16 protein-coding genes are annotated in these 18,964 nt (G+C 36.9%); 8 read left to right on the top strand and 8 right to left on the bottom strand.

Going from position 1 to position 18,964, the window contains the following annotated elements; all coding sequences use genetic code 11:
* Positions 1-76: 76 nt before the first annotated feature.
* The 5 genes from JEP71_RS05805 to JEP71_RS05785 all read right to left on the bottom strand — a co-directional run bounded on the left by JEP71_RS05805 (position 77) and on the right by JEP71_RS05785 (position 5,107).
* Positions 77-898 (bottom strand): CPBP family intramembrane glutamic endopeptidase, encoded by an 822-nt coding sequence (locus JEP71_RS05805; protein WP_196533972.1) that lies wholly within the window; start codon positions 896-898, stop codon positions 77-79.
* A gap of 318 nt (positions 899-1,216) precedes the next feature.
* Positions 1,217-2,152, bottom strand: coding sequence for a phosphatidate cytidylyltransferase (locus JEP71_RS05800; protein ID WP_198620860.1), 936 nt, complete (start codon positions 2,150-2,152; stop codon positions 1,217-1,219).
* Positions 2,139-2,861 carry a lysophospholipid acyltransferase family protein gene (locus JEP71_RS05795; protein ID WP_198620859.1) on the bottom strand — a complete coding sequence of 241 codons (723 nt, stop codon included), beginning with the start codon at positions 2,859-2,861 and terminating at the stop codon, positions 2,139-2,141. Before JEP71_RS05795 ends, JEP71_RS05800 begins: the two co-directional genes overlap by 14 nt.
* Before the next feature lie 3 nt (positions 2,862-2,864).
* Complete coding sequence (locus JEP71_RS05790; protein WP_198625900.1) at positions 2,865-3,527, bottom strand: CDP-alcohol phosphatidyltransferase family protein; 663 nt, start codon at positions 3,525-3,527, stop codon at positions 2,865-2,867.
* A gap of 944 nt (positions 3,528-4,471) precedes the next feature.
* Complete coding sequence (locus tag JEP71_RS05785; RefSeq protein WP_109371383.1) at positions 4,472-5,107, bottom strand: response regulator transcription factor; 636 nt, start codon at positions 5,105-5,107, stop codon at positions 4,472-4,474.
* Positions 5,108-5,574: 467 nt separating this feature from the next.
* On the opposite strand from JEP71_RS05785, the gene JEP71_RS05780 reads away from it, so the two are divergent.
* Positions 5,575-6,570, top strand: a complete 996-nt coding sequence (locus tag JEP71_RS05780) for a LacI family DNA-binding transcriptional regulator (protein ID WP_196533975.1) — start codon at positions 5,575-5,577, stop codon at positions 6,568-6,570.
* A 29-nt stretch (positions 6,571-6,599) separates the two neighbouring features.
* Here JEP71_RS05780 and JEP71_RS05775 read toward each other — a convergent pair whose 3' ends face one another.
* Complete coding sequence (locus JEP71_RS05775) at positions 6,600-8,066, bottom strand: glycoside hydrolase family 32 protein (protein WP_198625899.1); 1,467 nt, start codon at positions 8,064-8,066, stop codon at positions 6,600-6,602.
* A 272-nt stretch (positions 8,067-8,338) separates the two neighbouring features.
* Here JEP71_RS05775 and JEP71_RS05770 point away from each other — a divergent pair, with 272 nt between their 5' ends.
* The 3 genes from JEP71_RS05770 (at position 8,339) to purT (ending at position 11,745) form a co-directional block, all read left to right on the top strand.
* Positions 8,339-9,286, top strand: coding sequence for an aminoimidazole riboside kinase (locus JEP71_RS05770; RefSeq protein WP_198625898.1), 948 nt, complete (start codon positions 8,339-8,341; stop codon positions 9,284-9,286).
* A gap of 234 nt (positions 9,287-9,520) precedes the next feature.
* Entirely contained in the window at positions 9,521-10,432 is a 912-nt protein-coding gene (gene rarD, locus JEP71_RS05765; protein WP_198625897.1) for an EamA family transporter RarD, read from the top strand.
* Positions 10,433-10,557: 125 nt separating this feature from the next.
* Positions 10,558-11,745, top strand: coding sequence for a formate-dependent phosphoribosylglycinamide formyltransferase (gene purT / locus JEP71_RS05760; protein WP_198625896.1), 1,188 nt, complete (start codon positions 10,558-10,560; stop codon positions 11,743-11,745).
* A 38-nt stretch (positions 11,746-11,783) separates the two neighbouring features.
* On the opposite strand, the gene JEP71_RS05755 is transcribed toward purT, so the two are convergent.
* Both JEP71_RS05755 and JEP71_RS05750 read right to left on the bottom strand, forming a co-directional pair.
* A complete protein-coding gene (locus tag JEP71_RS05755) occupies positions 11,784-12,503 on the bottom strand; it encodes a substrate-binding domain-containing protein (protein ID WP_198620854.1) in 720 nt (239 codons plus the stop codon).
* Between the two features lie 11 nt (positions 12,504-12,514).
* On the bottom strand, positions 12,515-13,567 hold the full coding sequence (locus JEP71_RS05750) for an ABC transporter substrate-binding protein (RefSeq protein WP_232797520.1): 1,053 nt from the start codon (positions 13,565-13,567) through the stop codon (positions 12,515-12,517).
* 211 nt (positions 13,568-13,778) lie between these two features.
* Between JEP71_RS05750 and htpG the strand changes: the two genes are divergently transcribed.
* The 4 genes from htpG (at position 13,779) to wzz(fepE) (ending at position 18,918) form a co-directional block, all read left to right on the top strand.
* On the top strand, positions 13,779-15,659 hold the full coding sequence (gene htpG, locus JEP71_RS05745; protein WP_198625895.1) for a molecular chaperone HtpG: 1,881 nt from the start codon (positions 13,779-13,781) through the stop codon (positions 15,657-15,659).
* 182 nt (positions 15,660-15,841) lie between these two features.
* Positions 15,842-16,486: an adenylate kinase gene (adk, locus tag JEP71_RS05740; protein WP_109371369.1), complete on the top strand. Its 645-nt coding sequence runs from the start codon at positions 15,842-15,844 to the stop codon at positions 16,484-16,486.
* Positions 16,487-16,655: 169 nt separating this feature from the next.
* Positions 16,656-17,636 (top strand): ferrochelatase, encoded by a 981-nt coding sequence (gene hemH / locus JEP71_RS05735; RefSeq protein ID WP_109371367.1) that lies wholly within the window; start codon positions 16,656-16,658, stop codon positions 17,634-17,636.
* Positions 17,637-17,799: 163 nt separating this feature from the next.
* Positions 17,800-18,918, top strand: coding sequence for an LPS O-antigen length regulator Wzz(fepE) (gene wzz(fepE), locus JEP71_RS05730; protein ID WP_198625894.1), 1,119 nt, complete (start codon positions 17,800-17,802; stop codon positions 18,916-18,918).
* Positions 18,919-18,964: the final 46 nt, after the last annotated feature.

Here is an 18,964-nt window from a genome sequence, read left to right as displayed (position 1 = left end):
ATGAAGTTAAGATATCAGTAAAAGGTGGTGAAAGTTAGGATAAAAAATCCTTCGAGCCGATAAGAAAAAAAATCAATCAGGCTATTTTAAATGGGTAAGTAAAAAAGAGCAGGTGAGTCAGATTAAGTGCAAAGTGAAATAGCGTTGAAACCCAGAGCCGACCACTCCACATCCAAGCTAACCCATAAATAATCCCCGCGAGTGAAGCAAAAACAACTAACAATACTCCGCCTGCGAAATGTGCTAAACCAAAGATAGTGGCTGCTATTAATAGTGCAATATAAGGGGGAAGATAGCGTGATAATGTTTGCTGAATAACACCTCTAAATAATGCTTCTTCAGCGAGTGAGACAAAAAAGAGGTTCGCGAGAATAAATGCAGGTAACCACGATGGTAAATGCAATTCAATTGCTAATCCCCCTAGTTTTACGGCGATTAATAACAGTGCAGGAATGGCAATAATTAGCATTGCCCACTGTAATTTATTTGCTTCTTTTAATGGAGTGCAGACAAAAAGCGTAGGAATAAAGATCAGAAAAATAAAAGGTAATAATGCTTTGTCAGCATTGAAATAAAATGAAAAAGGGGCGCTTTTTATCCCTATAGCGGTGTGTGAAAGGTAACGTAAATTGTTAAAACCAGGAATAAGGTGAAAGGCTAACCCGCTGGCAATGATGATAAGCGCAAGAATGATGATCCCGCGTAGCAGTGGTTGTGTTTTATAACGTGAATAAGCAAATGCTAATAGCAGAATACCAAAAATAATGGGCAAAGTTTGCCATGTAATAACGCCAGTTATAAATGCGCTAACTGCCGTAAATGCAAGTGTAATAAGTGCAAGAGTGCGATTAAAACCCAAAAGTAATAAAGAAAAAGCAAGGAGTAGCCAAGTGATCATAATGATAAATAATCTAGAAAGAAAAGGAGCGTTAGGGTAAAAGATAGCAGCTTTCTAAGCTATCACTATAAATAAAAAAGTAGAGAAAGCAGACCTCTTTATGCGCAATAATTTTATTTAATTATTTGATTTATATGTAAAATATAATATATCGACTTTTAATCCAAAATTAAAACAAATGTTTAATTTATATAATGATAGTTAATTTATGATATTAAATTAGCATAAGTAAAACAGGGAATATAAAAATGCCGATAGTTTTAATATCGGCACTTTAGTTTATATAGGTTAGTTTGCTTTTGATTAAACAGAGTAAAACTAAACGTAAAAATAGCGAATAACGTGGAAGAAAATAGGGGCTGCAAAACAGAGCGAATCCATTCTATCCATCATGCCACCATGACCTTCGATCATCGTGCCAAAATCTTTTACTCCGCTATCTCTTTTGATTGCAGACATACATAAACCACCGGCAAAACCTGCCAATGTGATTACTAAAGAGAGTAAAAATGCAGCCCACCATGAGAAAGGCGTTGCCCACCACAACATCATGCCAATAAGGCTGGCAGAGATAATGCCACCAAAAAAGCCTTCCACTGTTTTATTTGGACTTAATTTAGGCACGATAGGATGTTTGCCAAATAATTTACCAAACACATATTGAAGTACGTCAGAAACTTGCACCACTATCATTAAAAAGAGCAGTAAATTGATATTACGGCCTTCGAAACCTTCAATTGGCAACATTAAAAGTGCGGGTGCATAACTTAGGCAATAAATTGCTATCATTACGCTCCATTGCACTTTTGCCATACGTTCTAAGAAGTGGCGAGTGTCACCTGAAAGTGCCATACGTGTTGGTATTAATAGAAAGGCGTAAACGGGAATAAATACTGCCATTAAGTTGTACCATTGCACACCAACAAGAATGTATTGGATAGGCAATATAACGAAGAAACACCAGAACAGCGCTTCATGGTCGCCACGATGTGTGGGTGTTAAGGTAATAAGTTCACGTAATGCAAGCCATGAGATAATAGCAAATAGGACGACAGAACCTATTGCTCCAATCCCTATTGCAACACCTGCAATAATACACATCACCCACCACGCATTGATCCTTGAATTAAGATTGGTGATGGTGGATGTAGGGCCTTTTACTGCTGCTAAAATAGCACCAATAATGCTGGCGATAATTAAGAAAGAGAAGAGTCCGATAAAGATCCAGAGGACTTCGTTATTAATACGTTCCATTGTGTAGCTCCTCTAACGCACTTTTTGCTCTTACTAGAAACTCTTGTTTACTTTCATGTTCATGAGTGGCTTCAATAGGGGCACCAAAAATTGCACTGCAAATAACAGGAACAACTAAGCGAGAGCCTTTGGGAAGAACTCTGTTTAAGTTTTCCAGATAAATAGGGACTAATTGAACATTCGGATTTTTACGAGAAAGATGCCAAAGACCTGTTTTAAAATCTTGAATAGATTCGCCATTACCTCGAGTACCTTCAGGAAAAATAATTAAAGAATCCCCTTGGTCTAAAATTTCTTGCATCAGAGCAAGTGCATTGGCTTTATTTGGTGCTGATGATGCAGCGTCATTGGCAAGTTGCTCTGCGCTTTCTCCGCAAGAATTTTCCTCTTGTGGAAAATTCATTTTGGCGGCATGACGAGGAATAAGAATAGCTCTAAAGATACGATGAGATAAATAACGGCGTAAGCGGTTTTTGTTCCAATAATCTTCAGCGGCAACGGGATGAACATAAGGGCGAATATTGGGTGAAAGACAAGACCAAATAACTAAGCCATCAAGATGACTAGAATGGTTAGCGTAATAAATACAAGGAATATCTTTTGCAATAGGAGAAGTTTGTTTAGCGCGAATACCTGTTAGGAATCGACAAATAGAGACTAAAACGGATGATACCACTTTTGCATCTAAAGCAAGTTTTCCATTTTTCATTAATCAGACGCCTTGTGCTAAATCCCGTAAAATTCGACGGGTTCTGAAAATTGTGGTCAGCATTGAACCTAAAATAATAATCCATAATGAAATCAAAAAGAGCCATATTCCCCAAAGATTAGGAATAAATGCAGCAATAACAGCAACAGAGGTTAATAACGCCATTCGGTGTTGTTTTGCCATGGGGCCTGTAAATTGTTGATCTAGTCCACAAGCGCCACCTAATACACGAACATAAGCGGTCATTACTGCAAAAAAAGCGCACACCCAGCTCAACGTAATGGCCATAGAAAAGTCAGAAGATAGCCCATAACCGACACCCAAAATAATTAAAGTATCAGCAATTCTGTCTGGTAATTCATTATAAACAGCACCTACTGGACTTTTCATGCCTCCTTCGACGGCAACCATACCATCTAGTAAATTACAAATGAGGCGACCTTGGATCATGATAGCGCCAAGGAGCAGTAAAATTGAGCGTAATAGTCCAGATGTGTAGAAGAGGGCACAAAAGAGTGATAAGCCTGCAAGTAATGCAAATATGACACTAAACACGGAAATGCCGTTAGGCGTTGCCCCTTTTTGTTGTAAGTAGCGGCTGCACTTTGTAGCCCAGTTTGTTTGTCTTGCTTTTATCGGGCGACGGTTTTTATCTTGAGTGTTCATTTTTCTTTGTAAAAAGCGAGTTAGGAGGGTATAGCATAAGGGCATTTACTCAAAGTGAAAATAAGAATAAACGTATAAGTTTATCTTATATTTTTTTATGCAGATTAATTCCTTCTTTTTTTGCTCTTATTAAGACTATAAATAAATTATTAATAATCATTTGTTTTTCTAGGTGTTAATACTTATTTAGGGCTAGTGCATTATACTTACACAATGTGATCATTTAATGATGCTCTTTATTTGATTATTATTAAGTAGAAATGGTAAATAATGTATTACATTAATTAAACTATAAAGAGAATAAATTTCTTAAGTAAAAGGGAGTATAAAAGGAAATACTTATTATTATTTCTTATTTTACTGTTTAAATAATCACAATTAAAACACTTCGATTAGAATTTTCTTATAAGGAATTTTTTGTTTAAATCGAAAATCAAAACGCATAACCAGTCTTTAAATGGGCATAAAAAAAAGAGACGGGAATTTCTTTTGTATTATTTTTTACTCATTAATAATTTTCTTCGTAAAATAAGAATAAAGGAAATGAGAAATTAGAAATGAGAATACTCATCTTTATAATAAGTAAAAAATGATTTATATCAAATGAAGGACTTCATTTATTCTTATATTGCTATTACTAATAAAAAACAATGATAATAGTTATTAATAATAGCGATTATGAAAATAAAATATACAAATGTTTTAAATTGAAATTAAACGAACACTAATGAAAGGGTGGCATCAAAATAAGTTGCCGCCCTTTCTATCGTAGAATGGTGTCTAGCGTATTAATTATTCCCATATTAGGTGTAATTCATCCAAAATAGAATATTTTTAGAAGTACAGCTTTCTCTCATTAATAAAATATAATGAAAATTAAACAGGTCATATCGTTATATAGTAAGATAATACAACCCATTGATAAATAGAAATCACATTGTAAATCAGTTTGCTCTTAAGTCATATTTCTTAAAGAAATCATACTCTTGAACTAATTGTGGTAGTGATCTTATTTTCAATTTCGTATACATATTTGAACGATGCACTTCAACTGTACGAGGCGATAACGAAAGTTTTTCTGCCGCTTCTTTGCTCGTATTTCCGTCAAGGATCATCTCCATAACCTCTTTTTCTCTATTAGATAACTTACCAAATTTATCTTTTAGAGATATATATGTTCGGAATTGCTCAACTTCACTTTCATAATGTAGGAAAGATTCCGAGACAATATTAAGAAGTTCATTCACATTTAGAGGGCGAGTTAAATATTCGAAAGCCCCTGATTTAAATGCGTTACGACAACTCTCAATGGAACTATCCCCAGAAATAATAATAACAGGGATGATGTTTTTCAATTTGTTGAGTTCTTTAATCAGTGCAATTGATGGTGCTGCACTACTCTTTGTATTAATTATGATGCACTCTTTATGAGCTCCTTTTGTTGATGAAAAATAGTATTTCAAGAAAGCCTGCTCATTTGAATAGGTTTTCACATTAGCCGCTAAAGAAGAAAGAACGGCTTTAAGTTGAACTTTTGTACTGTCATCTTCAAAAGTGATTAAGTGGATTATTGATTCCATATGTTGCTCCTGGTTTTACTCTGCTCTTACACTAAAAGTGAATGAGTAACGAAATTTGACTAATTTATAAGTTTTTTATGTAGGGTAACATTCACGCAACGGAGCCATATTCAGAATATATCAAATTAAAAATGATTAATACTTCTGTATTATATTATAGATAAAATATCAGAACTTTGTTTTGTTTCAATATTTGTATTTTATAGATAAGAATAATTTATTTCTATAATGAAAGGATGAGATAACTATTATTAATTGTAACTAAGTTTTTTATCGTAAGTGATTTTAACTATATTAAACTCACTTAATAAGTAAAAAAATAATATATTTAGGTGTTTTTTTATGAAGTAATTAATAGTCGCATTTAGTTACAATACAATTCCCTTTGTGGCTTTTTGGCTTTACTTCTTGTAAAATAGCACTTTATTTCTACTGACCCTTTTTAATAAACCAACCGAGCCAATGCTATGGCGTCACTGAAAGATGTAGCTCGACTTGCATCCGTTTCTTTGATGACAGTCTCAAGAGCGATTAATAACCCTGAGTTATTAAAACCAGAAACACTGAAACAAGTCCAAAATGCGATTGATCAACTTAACTATGTTCCAGATTATTCTGCACGAAAAATTCGTGGTCAAGGAACAAAAGTATCATCAATTGGTGTTCTGGCAATTGATACCGCAACGACACCGTTTTCTGTGGAAATGATTTTATCGATAGAACAAACCGCAAGAGAATTTGGTTGGAGTTCATTTGTTGTTAATTTGACTGCACAAGATTGTTATGAAAATGCCATTTGGCAACTTTTGGCTCAACGTCCAGATGGTATTATTTATACCACGATGGGGTTGCGTGAAATCACCGTACATGAAAAGTTGCTCGATAAGAATTTAGTGTTAGCAAACTGTTTAGATAAAACGCACGCTTTTCCAACTTATATTCCCGATGATTATCATGGACAGTATTTTGGGATGAAAAAAGTCATCGAGAAAGGGTATCGCCGTCCTTTGTGCTTTTATATACCTGAAGAGTCTGTTGCAGGTCCTATTCGTCGTAAAGCCGTTGAAGATGCTTGGCAAGAGGCTGGGCTACCATTGGCGGATCTACAACAATATACGATGATGTTTGGAGATGAACACTACCGTGATGTGATTGAAATATTGAAAAAGCATTGTGTTCATCAAAAGGCTGACTTTGATATTCTCATTTGTGGTAATGACCGTATCGCTTTTCTCGCTTACCAAGTTTTACTTTCTATGGGGTTACGTATTCCAGAGCAAGTGGCTGTTTTGGGATACGATAATATGATTGGTACGGGAGAATTGTTTTATCCACCATTAACAACGGTACAACTGCCTCATTATGAATTAGGTAAAGAGGCGACGTTGCATATTATTCAAGAACGAAACCATAGAGATACCGTACACGTACCTTGTCAATTAGTTGAACGTGAGTCTATTTAAAGACTCACGTCTTACTTACCTTCTCAATATCAGTAAATACTATTTAGCAGCCAATATTGACCATTAATCAGTGTTGCATCGCCATTCATGGCAAAAAGACGTAAAGTTTGAGTATCTTGTTGAGCATAATATCGGCTGCTAAAGGTGAATTCGCCTTTATTTACAAAGACTTCAATTGATGAACGATCAATAAAAATACGTAAATTCAATTCACAACCTTCAGGTAATGGAATACTTCTAGCTCCACTCATATTGTGCTGAGGATAATGGCGGTTAAGAACTAAACGATGTGATTGATTATCAACAAATAGCTCAAGCCCTTCACCTAGCCATAAGCCAAATTTTTCAGCATGACTGTCTAAAGATAACGTTAAGTCGAGTTCGATAGCGGCAGTATTATTTATTAGCTCGATAGATTGATTACTGAGTGTTAATGGCTGGATAGTCTGTTTTTCTTGGCGCAATGATTCGACTTCTTTAACGGGGATCATGCGTAAGCGATTTTTGGATTTATCAAACGTGATTTCACGAGGGAGTGTAAAACAGCCAGACCAAAATTCAGATTTTGAAGGCATTGGCGAATTCCACATATCCATCCATCCCATTGAAACGCGACGACCATCAGGTGTCGTAAATGATTGTGGCGCATAATAGTCATGGCCATTATCAAGTTCAATAAAGTGACCTTGTGGTTTAAAGGGGTGATTTGGCGACCACTGGCCAATTAATGCCCCTGATTGAAAGAGATTGCGATATTGATAGCCTTCGGCTCGTTTTCCTTGTGGTGAGAAGACGATTGCAAATTCGTTTTCTTGGCTAATAGGGAAGAAATCAGGGCACTCCCACATATAGACATTTTTATCATCCGTTTTTCCTAAAACAGTGTAATCGTTGTTCCACTGTTGACCTTCCTCAAATAAGGTTTCGCTAGAGAAAAGTAGGACTTGTCCTTGATCTTTTTCATCACGAGCACCAACAACCATCCACCATTTACCGTCTTGATACCAGACTTTAGGATCACGAAAATGCATATAACCTTTAGGGGGTTCTAAAACGATCCCTTTTTTCTCAAAATGAATGCCATCTTCACTGATAGCAACACATTGCGCTTCATAGATTTGGTTATCATCCCCTTCGGCGGCTAACCAATTGTGTCCGGTATAGAAAAGATAGAGTTTACCGTCATGGCTAATTGCTGATCCTGAGAAGCAACCACTTTTGTCGTAGTCATCTCCTGGTGCTAACGCAATAGGTTGATGTTGCCAGTGGATCATATCGGTACTTGTGGCATGTCCCCAATGCATTGGTCCCCAATCTTGAGAATAAGGATGGTGCTGATAAAAGGCGTGATATAAACCATCATGATAAATAAGACCATTAGGATCATTTAACCAACCCGCAGGCGCTGCCAAATGAAACTGGGGATAAAATTTATTGCCTCGTTTTTCAATCAAGGTATTTAGGGCTTTTGTTGATTGTTCTAAGCGGTGTTTCATATCATTATCCTTATTATATTTTAGAGTTATTAGTGTGTTTTTAAGATCACAAAAGGGTAAAGAACAGATGTAATCACACTATTACTCTTGTTGTTAACGATAACATTTAGAGTGAAAAAAATACGATGCATGAGATTGACTTTATCATCTTATCTCATTATGTTAACGTTATCAGTGTGGATTTACGAGCAATATCTTTACTTATTCGTTATGAATAGTCATAAAAACAGAATATAGTTAAGAAAAATAATTGCTTATCTTCAGGAGAGATTATGAAAGTCTGGTCTTTAGGTGACGCTGTTGTTGACTTGATCCCATTGCAAAACATGCAATATGAAGCATGTGCTGGTGGCGCGCCAGTCAATGTTGCTGCTGGCGTTGCTAAGCTTGGTCAACAAAGTGGTTTTATTGGACGTGTAGGTGAAGATGCGTTCGGCCATTTTATGCAAAAAACATTGTTTGATCTGGGCGTTGATACTCGTGCAATGGAATTTGATGAGTTTCATCGTACCAGTACTGTTCTTGTCTCTTTACAAGAAAATGGTGAGCGTGATTTTACTTTTTTAGTTGCTGAGTCTGCGGATCAATTTTTAACAGAAAAATCTTTACCTGCGTTTGAAAAAGATATTTTGCATTTTTGCTCTTTAGCATTAGTGAATCCCATTTGTCGCTCGACCTTAGATTGTGCAATCAAAAATATTAAAGAAAGCGGTTCACTACTGAGTTTTGATATTAATTTACGACCTCAAATGTGGTGTGATCATGAAGAAATGCGCGAAGTTATTGATAATTATGCGCATAAAGCAGACATATTAAAATTATCCGAAGATGAGCTTACGTGGATGACACAAGAAGTGACATTGAATAATGCACTTAAAAAATTAGAAGATTATCCCGCTCGTTTAAAAGTGATCACCCAAGGCTCTAAAGGTTGTTTAGTTTTAACGCCAAATACCCAAGTCGCATTTAGTGCCTTTATCGTTGAATGTATTGATACAACCGGTGCTGGCGATGCCTTTATGTCAGGCTTGTTAGCTGCGCTTGCTGAATATGGTTTTGCTGAAGATGAACCATATCTATCAAAAATAGTGACGCAAGCAGCTGCTTGTGGCGCTTTAGCCACCACTAAAAAGGGGGCAATAGCCGCGGCACCAAGTCGTAAAAAATTACATGATTTTGTTCAGCAGCAACCGCCTTTGCATGTTAGGGAGATTTTCTAACAATTTACCTATTTTTTCTGGTTGTGGTTTTTACCACGGTTTTCCCTTAATGGATTTTCCTATTCTCCATTTATAACGACTTTTCTCGGAGTGGTTATTTGTGGAGATTTTTTTATCTCATCTATGCTGTTGTACTGATGTTTAATCAATCAATCAGCGATGCTGATCATATTGTTCTGTCGGTTTTAAGCGTATGATATTAAATCTTATCGACTTTTATTGATGGAACATTAAATGTGGGCTCAATCGGGCGCGGTATTAGCCATTTTTTCTTATATTCTTTGGGGAATTACTCCTCTGTTTTATCGGCTGTTACCGGGAGCGCAGCCGTTAGAAATGTTGGCTCAGCGTTTGATCTGGTCTATCCCTCTTTTATTATTCGTACGACTCTTTATTAAAAATAGGACACGATGGCGCGCTGTTTTACAAGATAAGCGCTCTATTTTTATGTGTCTATTTAGCTCAATGGCTATGGCCGTTTCTTGGTGTACATTTACCTATGCATTAACACATCAACAAGTATTAGAAGCGAGCTTGGGGTATTTTATTAATCCGCTTTTCTCAATTTTATTAGGCGTCATATTTCTTAAAGAAAAGCTTAATTCAGCAGAAAAATGGGCTGTTGCTTTAATTTGTGCTGGTGTGGGCTATCAATTGTGGATGTACGGTGAATTACCTGTATTGGCTATAATGATGGGCGGTGCATTTGCTGTATATGGATTAATTCGTAAGTTTATTCGTTTTGATGTGATCACGTCTTTATTTATGGAAACTCTTTGGTTAATGCCATTAGCAATAGGCGCTACGATTTGGTTGGTTGTTACCGATAAAAGTGCATTACCTTCGGCTGATAATTTGACTCGTTTTTATTATATCTTAACAGCTCCAGTGACTATCTTGCCGTTATTATTCTTTACTGCTGCAGTCAAACGAACCACGTTAACCGTGATAGGATTAGCGCAATACATTGAACCTACCATTCAATTTTTACTGGCTGTTTTCTTATTCCACGAAGCTTTTGATGAAGTAAAAGGCGTGAGTTTCTCACTGATTTGGTTAGGACTTTTATGCTGTATCTTAGCACTTATCCGAAAACGCCTTAATTATCTAAAAATTCAAAAAGGAAAGCGTAGCCAAACAATGTAATTGTTTTATTTATCTGTCTGATTATTTTTTTGTCTGGCTATTTTTCTATCAAGCTAAATCCGCTATGCTATATGAAAGGCAATCGTTTGCGTGATTGTGATTTTTATTAATGGTGAGGATAAAAAATGACAGTGCTGGGTACGGCTCTTACAGCAAGTGCAACAAAAGTGATGTTATTAGGTGCCGGTGAATTAGGCAAAGAAGTCGCGATAGAATGCCAACGCTTGGGAATTGAAGTGATTGCCGTTGATCGCTATATCAATGCTCCAGCTATGCATATTGCTCATCGTCATTATGTTGTAAATATGTTGGATAGCGATGCGTTAAAGCAAGTTATTGAACAAGAGCGACCTGATTTTATCGTTCCTGAAATTGAGGCTATTGCAACAACGTTACTGGTTGAATTAGAACAAGCGGGGCAAAAAGTTGTTCCTTGTGCCCGTGCTGTAAAGCTAACTATGGATAGAGAAGGTATTCGTCGTTTAGCCTCGGAAACACTGCATTTACCTACATCGAACTATCAATTTGTTGATGATGAAGTGAGCTTTAAAAAAGCTGCTCTAGAAATAGGCTTCCCTTGTATTGTAAAACCTGTCATGAGTTCATCTGGAAAAGGGCAAAGTGTTATTCGTAATGAAAACGATTTAGCTCAAGCTTGGACTTACTCGCAAGAGGGCGGGAGAGCAGGAAAAGGACGCGTTATCGTTGAAAAAATGATCCCGTTTGATTTTGAGATCACGTTACTGACTATTCACGCTGTTGATGGTACCCATTTTTGTGCCCCTATTGGTCATCGACAAGAAAAAGGGGATTACCGTGAATCATGGCAACCTCAAAAGATGAGTGACATCGCGCTTGCTAAAGCACAGCATATTGCGAGTAAAGTGGTTGAGAACTTAGGGGGCTATGGTTTATTTGGTGTTGAGTTGTTTGTTCAAGGTGATGAGGTATTTTTTAATGAAGTCTCACCTCGCCCTCATGATACTGGATTGGTGACACTAATTTCTCAAGATTTATCAGAGTTTGCGCTTCATGTTCGTGCTTTTTTAGGCTATCCCATTGGTGGAATTCGCCAATTAGGCCCTTGTGCATCAGCGGTTATTTTACCTGAGCTTTATAGTACGAATATTGTGTATTCTGGTATTGAAAAAGCATTGAAGGCGGATCGTCAAATTCGCCTTTTCGCCAAGCCTGAAATTGCGGGTTCTCGCCGTTTAGGTGTTGTACTTGCTCACGCTGATACGATAAAACACGCATTAGATGAAGCAAAAGCAGGTGCTAACGCTATCATTGTCAATGACGCCCAAAAATAGCGATGTAACATAAGATTACTTACCGCTAAGAAGGGAACCTAACTTAGCGGTAAAAACCCAGCTTTAATAAAATACGCTTTAGCATAAGGAGATAATATCTCCTGATATAAACTATAAGCCTGAGAATGAATAAGTGTTGCACAATAGTGCGCGGTAACATTAAAAGGCTTTGGAATATCGAATATCTTTAATTCAGGAAATTGACTGAGTTGTGCTTGATAGTGCTGGTAGCCAATAAAGGCATCAGCTTGATGTGTTGTAATTAAGTAATGAGCAGCCATTCTACCTTGAGGGATAGTAAGTGAATGCTTACCTCCAACCAAAGAAAGTGCTCGCATTTTTAATGCCTGACTTAACTCTGGATTAATTTGTGCAATATTATTAAAAAGTTGCCAACTGTAATCCCCTGATGGATCTGCTTTTGGTGTGGATATCGCTAATTTTAATGCGGTATTTGATAATACACTAAGCCAGTTATCTTCTTCATTTACACCGTTACGACGAGCGGTAATGCAAAGCTGATTGGCAATAAAAGGGGCATATTGCAGTGCAAAGCCTTTCTTGATTAATTGTTGAGCATTATTTTCATCAGCAGAAAGAAATAAATGACAGGTTTCCCCTTGTTCAATTCGTTGACGCAAAAGTCCAGCGGGTCCAAATGTAAGCGCCCACTTTTCGCCTGTTTTCTGCTTATAATGCTCAATAAAAGCAGGTAGTGTGGTTTTTAAGCTACCTGCTGCAAAAAGGGAAAATATCATGGTGTTATATCTTACTCTTTTCCTTGATATTGAGTACGATAGAATTTTTGATACCAATCATTAGCTGCTTTTTGCATATCGATATCACTAAATTTTTCAGGATAGAGTTTTTTTGCCATCCACAATTCACCGATTGCCATGGCTTCTGGCATTGGATAACCCCACGCTTTTGCATATTCAGGCATTAAATAAATGCGATTGTTTTTAACCGCACTAATCACTTGCCAACGTGCATCTTGTTTGATTTCATCAACAACTTGAGGGTATCTGTCTTGAATAAAAATAACTTCTGGATCCCATGCAATAACTTGCTCTAAAGAAACTTGTTTATAGCCTTTGACGGTTGATGAGGCAACATTAAAGGCGCCTGCATGTTCCATCATAAGTCCCGTGTATTTTCCTGAGCCATAAGTGGTTAAATCAGGATTGGCCATATAGGCACGGACTCGTTGCGATTTAGGAATATCTTGTAAGCGCTGGCTAACCTGCTCACGTTGTTTAAAGGTATCGTTAACTAATGCTTGTGCATTTTCTGATTTATTGACGATATCACCAATCAATAAAATACCTTCTTTTAGCCCTTCGTTATAAGCCTGTTCTTCGTTTTGTAATGTTGGATTAAGCTTTGATTTATCGTCGTTACTCTCTTTACGCAATGAAATTGCAACAACAGGAATACCCAATGCAGAAATCTTATCAATCATCTCTTTAGGGGCATAATTGGTGACAAAGACAACTTGAGGTTGCAGTTTGACTAAACTCTCTGCATCAAAACTGGTGAGATCACCGACTTTAGGTGTTTTCTCTAGCGATGGTGCTAATTGTGCATATCCATCACCAAGTTGTTGCTTCCAATTAGACATCACGCCAACAATTTTATCTGTTGCATCAAGCTGAACTAATAAATTGAGGGTTTGATGTTGTAAAACTACCGTTCTTTCTACTTTATCTGGAATGGTAACGGTGCGACCAATTTGGTCTACGATTTGTCTATCTGCATAAGAGAAAAAAGAGAGGGAGAGTAAGCCAATACCCAATAAACAGTGCTGTAATAACGCTTTCATAGTTATAAACCCAAGTTAATATCGCTGTGTAATAAAATATACAACTAAAAATATCCAACAAGTATTATTTTGGCTCAAACTTTAATCATATAAGGTGCGTAATCACTTTTATTAGCTTAATTTCTTACTCAACCCTTGAAACTTGCTTAACTATCCCCACTTTTTATCCATATTGATTTTTTTCGCCAAATTAGGATTAATTGAGGTAAAAATGAGTATGAAAGGTCAGGAAACAAGAGGATTTCAGTCAGAAGTTAAACAACTTCTTCAATTAATGATCCATTCTCTTTACTCCAATAAAGAAATTTTCCTTCGCGAATTGATTTCTAACGCATCAGATGCGGCTGATAAATTGCGTTTCCGTGCATTATCAGATGCAGCGCTTTATGAAAATAATGGCGAGTTGCATGTACGCATTTCCACTGATAAAGAAGCTCGTACTCTGACTATCAGTGATAATGGTATTGGTATGACTCGTGATGAAGTCATTGATAATCTCGGTACTATTGCAAAATCAGGTACAAAATCATTCTTAGAATCTATCGGACAAGATCAAGCTAAAGATAGCCAACTAATTGGTCAGTTTGGTGTTGGATTCTATTCTGCGTTTATCGTTGCAGATAAAGTGACAGTACGTACTCGGGCTGCTGGTGAAAGCGCCGATAAAGGTGTTTTTTGGGAATCTGAAGGTGAAGGTGATTACACCGTTGCTGATATTGAAAAAGCTGATCGTGGTACTGAAATTACGCTTCATTTACGTGAAGGTGAAGATGAGTATTTAGATGATTGGCGCCTGCGTAGCATTATTAGTAAATATTCCGACCATATTTCTCTGCCTGTTGAAATTGAAACGAAAAATGAAGAAGACGGCACTGTAACATGGGAAAAAATTAATAAAGCGCAAGCACTGTGGACTCGAAACAAAGCTGAAGTGAGTGATGAAGAGTATAAAGAGTTTTATAAACATATCTCTCATGATTTCGCAGATCCATTAAGCTGGGCACATAACCGTGTAGAAGGTAAGCAAGAATATACAAGCTTATTATATGTGCCTTCAAAAGCGCCTTGGGATTTATGGAATCGTGAACAACGCCATGGTTTAAAACTCTATGTTCAGCGTGTCTTTATTATGGATGAAGCTGAGCAGTTTATGCCTAATTACCTACGTTTTATCCGTGGGTTAGTGGATTCTAATGATTTACCGTTAAACGTTTCTCGTGAAATTTTACAAGATAGCTCTGTTACACGTAATTTACGCAGTGCATTAACTAAGCGTGCATTACAGATGTTGCAAAAATTGGCAGAAAACAAGCCTGAAGAGTATCAAGCATTCTGGAAAGAGTTTGGTTTAGTCTTAAAAGAAGGCCCCGCAGAAGACTCATCTAACATTGCTATTGCTAAATTACTGCGTTTTGCATCAACGCATAATGACAGCGATGCTCAAACAGTTTCACTGGAAGATTACGTTAACCGTATGGTCGAAGGCCAAGAAAAAATCTATTACATCACTGCTGATAGCTATGCCGCTGCGAAAAATAGCCCTCATTTAGAGCTGTTCCGCAAAAAAGGTATCGAAGTACTGCTGTTATCTGATCGTATTGATGAGTGGATGATGAATTACCTGACTGAGTTTGATGGCAAATCATTCCAGTCTGTCAGTAAAGCAGATGAATCTCTTGATAAACTTGCTGATGAAGAGAAGCAGGCTGAGCAAGAAGAAACAGATAAACAATTAGCACCTTTTGTTGAACGCATTAAAACCTTGCTAGGGGATAAAGTTAAAGATGTGAAATTAACACATCGTTTAACAGATACTCCGGCAATTGTGACAACCAGTGCTGATGAAATGACAACACAAATGGCCAAGTTGTTTGCAGCTGCAGGACAAGCAGTACCAGAAGTGAAATATAACTTTGAGCTGAACCCAAATCACCCATTAGTGAAACAAACTGCCGAGTTAACCGATGAAGCGTTGTTTGCGGATTGGGTAAATTTATTGCTGGATCAGGCTCTATTTGCTGAAAGAGGCTCTTTAGAGGATCCAAACCAGTTTATTCGCTTAGTGAATCAACTTTTAGTTCAAAAAGCGTAACTGTTTTCGTTTTCAAACATTTAAACCACGTTTATCTGAAAAGAGAGCGTGGTTTTTTCTTTTTCGATAAAAAATAAAATGCAATCGCTACCGTGATTTCTTGAGCGATGACCTCACAAAATGGTATGGTAATGCGTTTTCGAGTTTAAATATAAAAAATTAAATGCAAGGGGATTTACGCGATGCGTATCATTCTGCTAGGCGCTCCAGGCGCTGGTAAAGGCACTCAGGCTCAATTCATTAAAGAAAACTATGGTATCCCACAGATTTCAACTGGTGATATGTTACGTGCGGCAGTAAGTGCAGGTACAGAACTAGGACTGAAAGCAAAAGCACTGATGGACAATGGTCAGTTAGTGACTGATGAATTAGTTATTGCGTTAGTTAAAGAGCGCATCAAACAAGACGATTGCCGTAATGGTTTCTTGTTGGATGGGTTCCCAAGAACAATTCCACAAGCTGATGCAATGAAAGAAGCGGGTATTAACGTGGATTTCGTACTGGAATTCGCTGTACCGGATGAAATCATTGTCGATCGTATTATTGGTCGTCGTGTTCACGCACCATCAGGTCGTGTTTATCATGTGAAATTTAACCCACCTAAAGTGGAAAATCGTGATGACGTGACGGGTGAAGAATTAACAACGCGTAAAGATGACCAAGAAGAAACTGTTCGTAAACGTTTAGTTGAGTACCATACTCAAACTGCACCATTAGTTTCTTATTACCAAAATGAAGCTAAAGCAAACAATGCGAAATACTTCAAAGTTGATGGTACACAAAAAGTAAGCGAAATTAACGCTGAACTGAAAAGTATCCTTGGCTAATTCGTCATTGTGATGACTAATCCCGGTTGAGCCGGGATTTTTTTTATCTTAAAAATAAGAAGATGAGATAAAAAGCGCGATCCAATAAATTGACAAGCACAATCTATTATTTTCCTTTATTCTTCTACTCTTTGGTTATCCTAATAAAATAACTCTAAGGAGTCATAGTATGAATGATGCTAAGTATGGTGTTCTTTTGGTTAATCTAGGCACACCTGATGCGCCGACAACGGGGGCTGTTCGACGTTATTTGGCACAATTTCTTAGCGATCCTCGTGTTGTTGATGTTTCTCCTTTGATTTGGAAACCAATATTACAAGGGGCTATATTACCGTTTCGCTCACCTAAAGTGGCTAAATTGTATCAACAGATTTGGATGGATGAGGGATCGCCACTTTTAGTTTATAGTCGAGCGCAACAACGTGCGGTTGCTCAGCGATTACCTAATATCCCTGTAGAGTTAGGAATGTGTTATGGCAATCCATCACTAAATGAAGGGGTTGAAAAACTATTACAACAAGGTGTTGAGAACATTATTTTGTTACCACTTTATCCTCAATACTCTTGCTCTACTTCTGCTGCGGTATTTGATGGTGTCAGTCGAATTTTTAAAGACATGCGTACAATGCCCTCTCTTCACTTTATTCGTAGTTATCCTACTCATCCGCTTTATATCAAAGCACTTGTCACCTCTATTGAGAAAAGTTTTCAGCAATATGGCAAACCCAATCGTTTAATTCTCTCTTTCCACGGTATACCTGAGCGTTTTATCAAAACGGGTGATATTTATTACGATGAGTGTTGCCTCACAACAGAAAAATTAAAAGAGCAATTAGAAGAGAAGCTAGGTTATCCTAAAGAACAAGTCATGTTGACATTCCAGTCACGTTTTGGCCGTGAACCTTGGCTATCGCCTTATACGGATAAAACGATGGAAAAACTGGGAAGTGAAGGGATTGAACATGTACAGGTTGTGTGCCCAGGATTTTCATCTGATTGTTTGGAAACATTAGAAGAAATTAATGAACAGAACCGAGAGTTCTTTATTCATGGTGGTGGCAAACAGTATGAATACATTCCGGCATTAAATGATGATCCTGAGCATATTGACTTGTTAGAAGCGATGATCAGAGAGGTATGTAAAAAATAATTACTGAATTCGATAAATAAAATTATCGGATTTGATGATATATTAATTTGATCATATTTCAGTTATATATAAACTTATCTTTTCTCATTTTTTAAGTATTTTAGTGTGAACCACTAAAAGTGCTGATAAACGGACACTGCATTACCTAAATTTAGGCAGGAAAATGAATAGTAAGCTTTCAAAACCACAATCTTCAGAAGTTGATAAAGGACATTTTGACGATTTCTATCTAAAACAGAACGATGAAATAGATCTTTTTGAATTATTTTCTGTTATTTATAAATCAAAATTTGTCATTATTGGTATCACGTTATTATTTGCTATCGTTGGCTTTACTGTTGCAAGTTTTTTACCACAAAAATGGACGAGCCAAGCTGCAATTACCAAGCCAATGCTTGATGAAATGAAGCAATTAAGAGCAACATTGACTGAGCTTAGCTTAGTGGATGTTGATACTGGTGTGAATGGGTCATCTGTTTATCAAAAGTTTATCAATAACTATAACTCTCGTGTTTTACGTGAAGAATATTTAATAAGTACGGATTATTACAAACGTTTGTTGGCTAAAATGGAAAATCCAACGCCGTTGGATCAACGTAGACTTATTGAATCAATTGTCACCAAAGACATTAATTTAAAAGCTTCAGATGATAAAAAAAGTGAAGATGAGTTTAGTGGAGAAATTAATCTAAGCTTTACTGCACCAACTTCAGAAGAGGCTTATGATTTACTTTCTGGTTATATTCGTTTTATTTCCACCAAAGTGCGAATGGAAGTAAAAGATGAAATTGATGACCAAATTGAACGTAAATTAAGTTTTGCGCAAAAAGCCTATGAAATGGATTTAGAGCGTATTGCCAATGCACGTAATGTGAATGTGCAACGTCTAAAATATGCGTTAGAAATTGCTAATGCGGCTGGCGTGAAAAAACCGATTTCAAGTGAAGGTGCGCAGATTAAAGATGATCCTGATTACTCTATTGCAATGGGTTCTGATGCATTAGGCAGTAAACTGGCAATCACTGAAGCTATTACTGATCCAACAACAGTAAGCACAGATCTGAAAAACCGTTTATACAATATTCAACAGTTAGAAAAAGTGAAATTAGGCGAGCTTCAATTTGTACCATTCAAATATATGTTGAAGCCTTACGAACCAACTAAAAAAGATGCACCTAAACGTGCTCTGATTTTAGTGGGTGCCGCTTTTGTTGGTTTCATTCTGTCTGTTATGGGTGTTTTATTGAGCTATATGGTAAGAAGCCGTCGTAAAACCGCATAAAAATATCTTTAAATAAGTAGGTGTACTGACGTACACCTACTGCCTC

Origin of the sequence: Proteus sp. PR00224, from assembly GCF_016238105.1 — a bacterium.
GTDB lineage: Bacteria > Pseudomonadota > Gammaproteobacteria > Enterobacterales > Enterobacteriaceae > Proteus.
Note: the sequence above shows the minus strand (reverse complement) of the source record. Positions and strands in the feature narration are given on the sequence as shown.

What these genes read in the sequence shown, in the direction of transcription:
- JEP71_RS05775 (WP_198625899.1), bottom strand. Translation starts at nt 8,066, where the DNA reads ATGAAACACCGCTTAGAACAATCAACAAAAGCCCTAAATACCTTGATT.
- hemH (WP_109371367.1), top strand. Translation starts at nt 16,656, where the DNA reads ATGAATGATGCTAAGTATGGTGTTCTTTTGGTTAATCTAGGCACACCT.
- JEP71_RS05795 (WP_198620859.1), bottom strand. Translation starts at nt 2,861, where the DNA reads ATGAAAAATGGAAAACTTGCTTTAGATGCAAAAGTGGTATCATCCGTT.
- purT (WP_198625896.1), top strand. Translation starts at nt 10,558, where the DNA reads ATGACAGTGCTGGGTACGGCTCTTACAGCAAGTGCAACAAAAGTGATG.
- JEP71_RS05755 (WP_198620854.1), bottom strand. Translation starts at nt 12,503, where the DNA reads ATGATATTTTCCCTTTTTGCAGCAGGTAGCTTAAAAACCACACTACCT.
- JEP71_RS05805 (WP_196533972.1), bottom strand. Translation starts at nt 898, where the DNA reads ATGATCACTTGGCTACTCCTTGCTTTTTCTTTATTACTTTTGGGTTTT.
- JEP71_RS05780 (WP_196533975.1), top strand. Translation starts at nt 5,575, where the DNA reads ATGGCGTCACTGAAAGATGTAGCTCGACTTGCATCCGTTTCTTTGATG.
- JEP71_RS05800 (WP_198620860.1), bottom strand. Translation starts at nt 2,152, where the DNA reads ATGGAACGTATTAATAACGAAGTCCTCTGGATCTTTATCGGACTCTTC.
- adk (WP_109371369.1), top strand. Translation starts at nt 15,842, where the DNA reads ATGCGTATCATTCTGCTAGGCGCTCCAGGCGCTGGTAAAGGCACTCAG.
- JEP71_RS05790 (WP_198625900.1), bottom strand. Translation starts at nt 3,527, where the DNA reads ATGAACACTCAAGATAAAAACCGTCGCCCGATAAAAGCAAGACAAACA.
- rarD (WP_198625897.1), top strand. Translation starts at nt 9,521, where the DNA reads ATGTGGGCTCAATCGGGCGCGGTATTAGCCATTTTTTCTTATATTCTT.
- JEP71_RS05785 (WP_109371383.1), bottom strand. Translation starts at nt 5,107, where the DNA reads ATGGAATCAATAATCCACTTAATCACTTTTGAAGATGACAGTACAAAA.
- JEP71_RS05770 (WP_198625898.1), top strand. Translation starts at nt 8,339, where the DNA reads ATGAAAGTCTGGTCTTTAGGTGACGCTGTTGTTGACTTGATCCCATTG.
- JEP71_RS05750 (WP_232797520.1), bottom strand. Translation starts at nt 13,567, where the DNA reads ATGAAAGCGTTATTACAGCACTGTTTATTGGGTATTGGCTTACTCTCC.
- htpG (WP_198625895.1), top strand. Translation starts at nt 13,779, where the DNA reads ATGAGTATGAAAGGTCAGGAAACAAGAGGATTTCAGTCAGAAGTTAAA.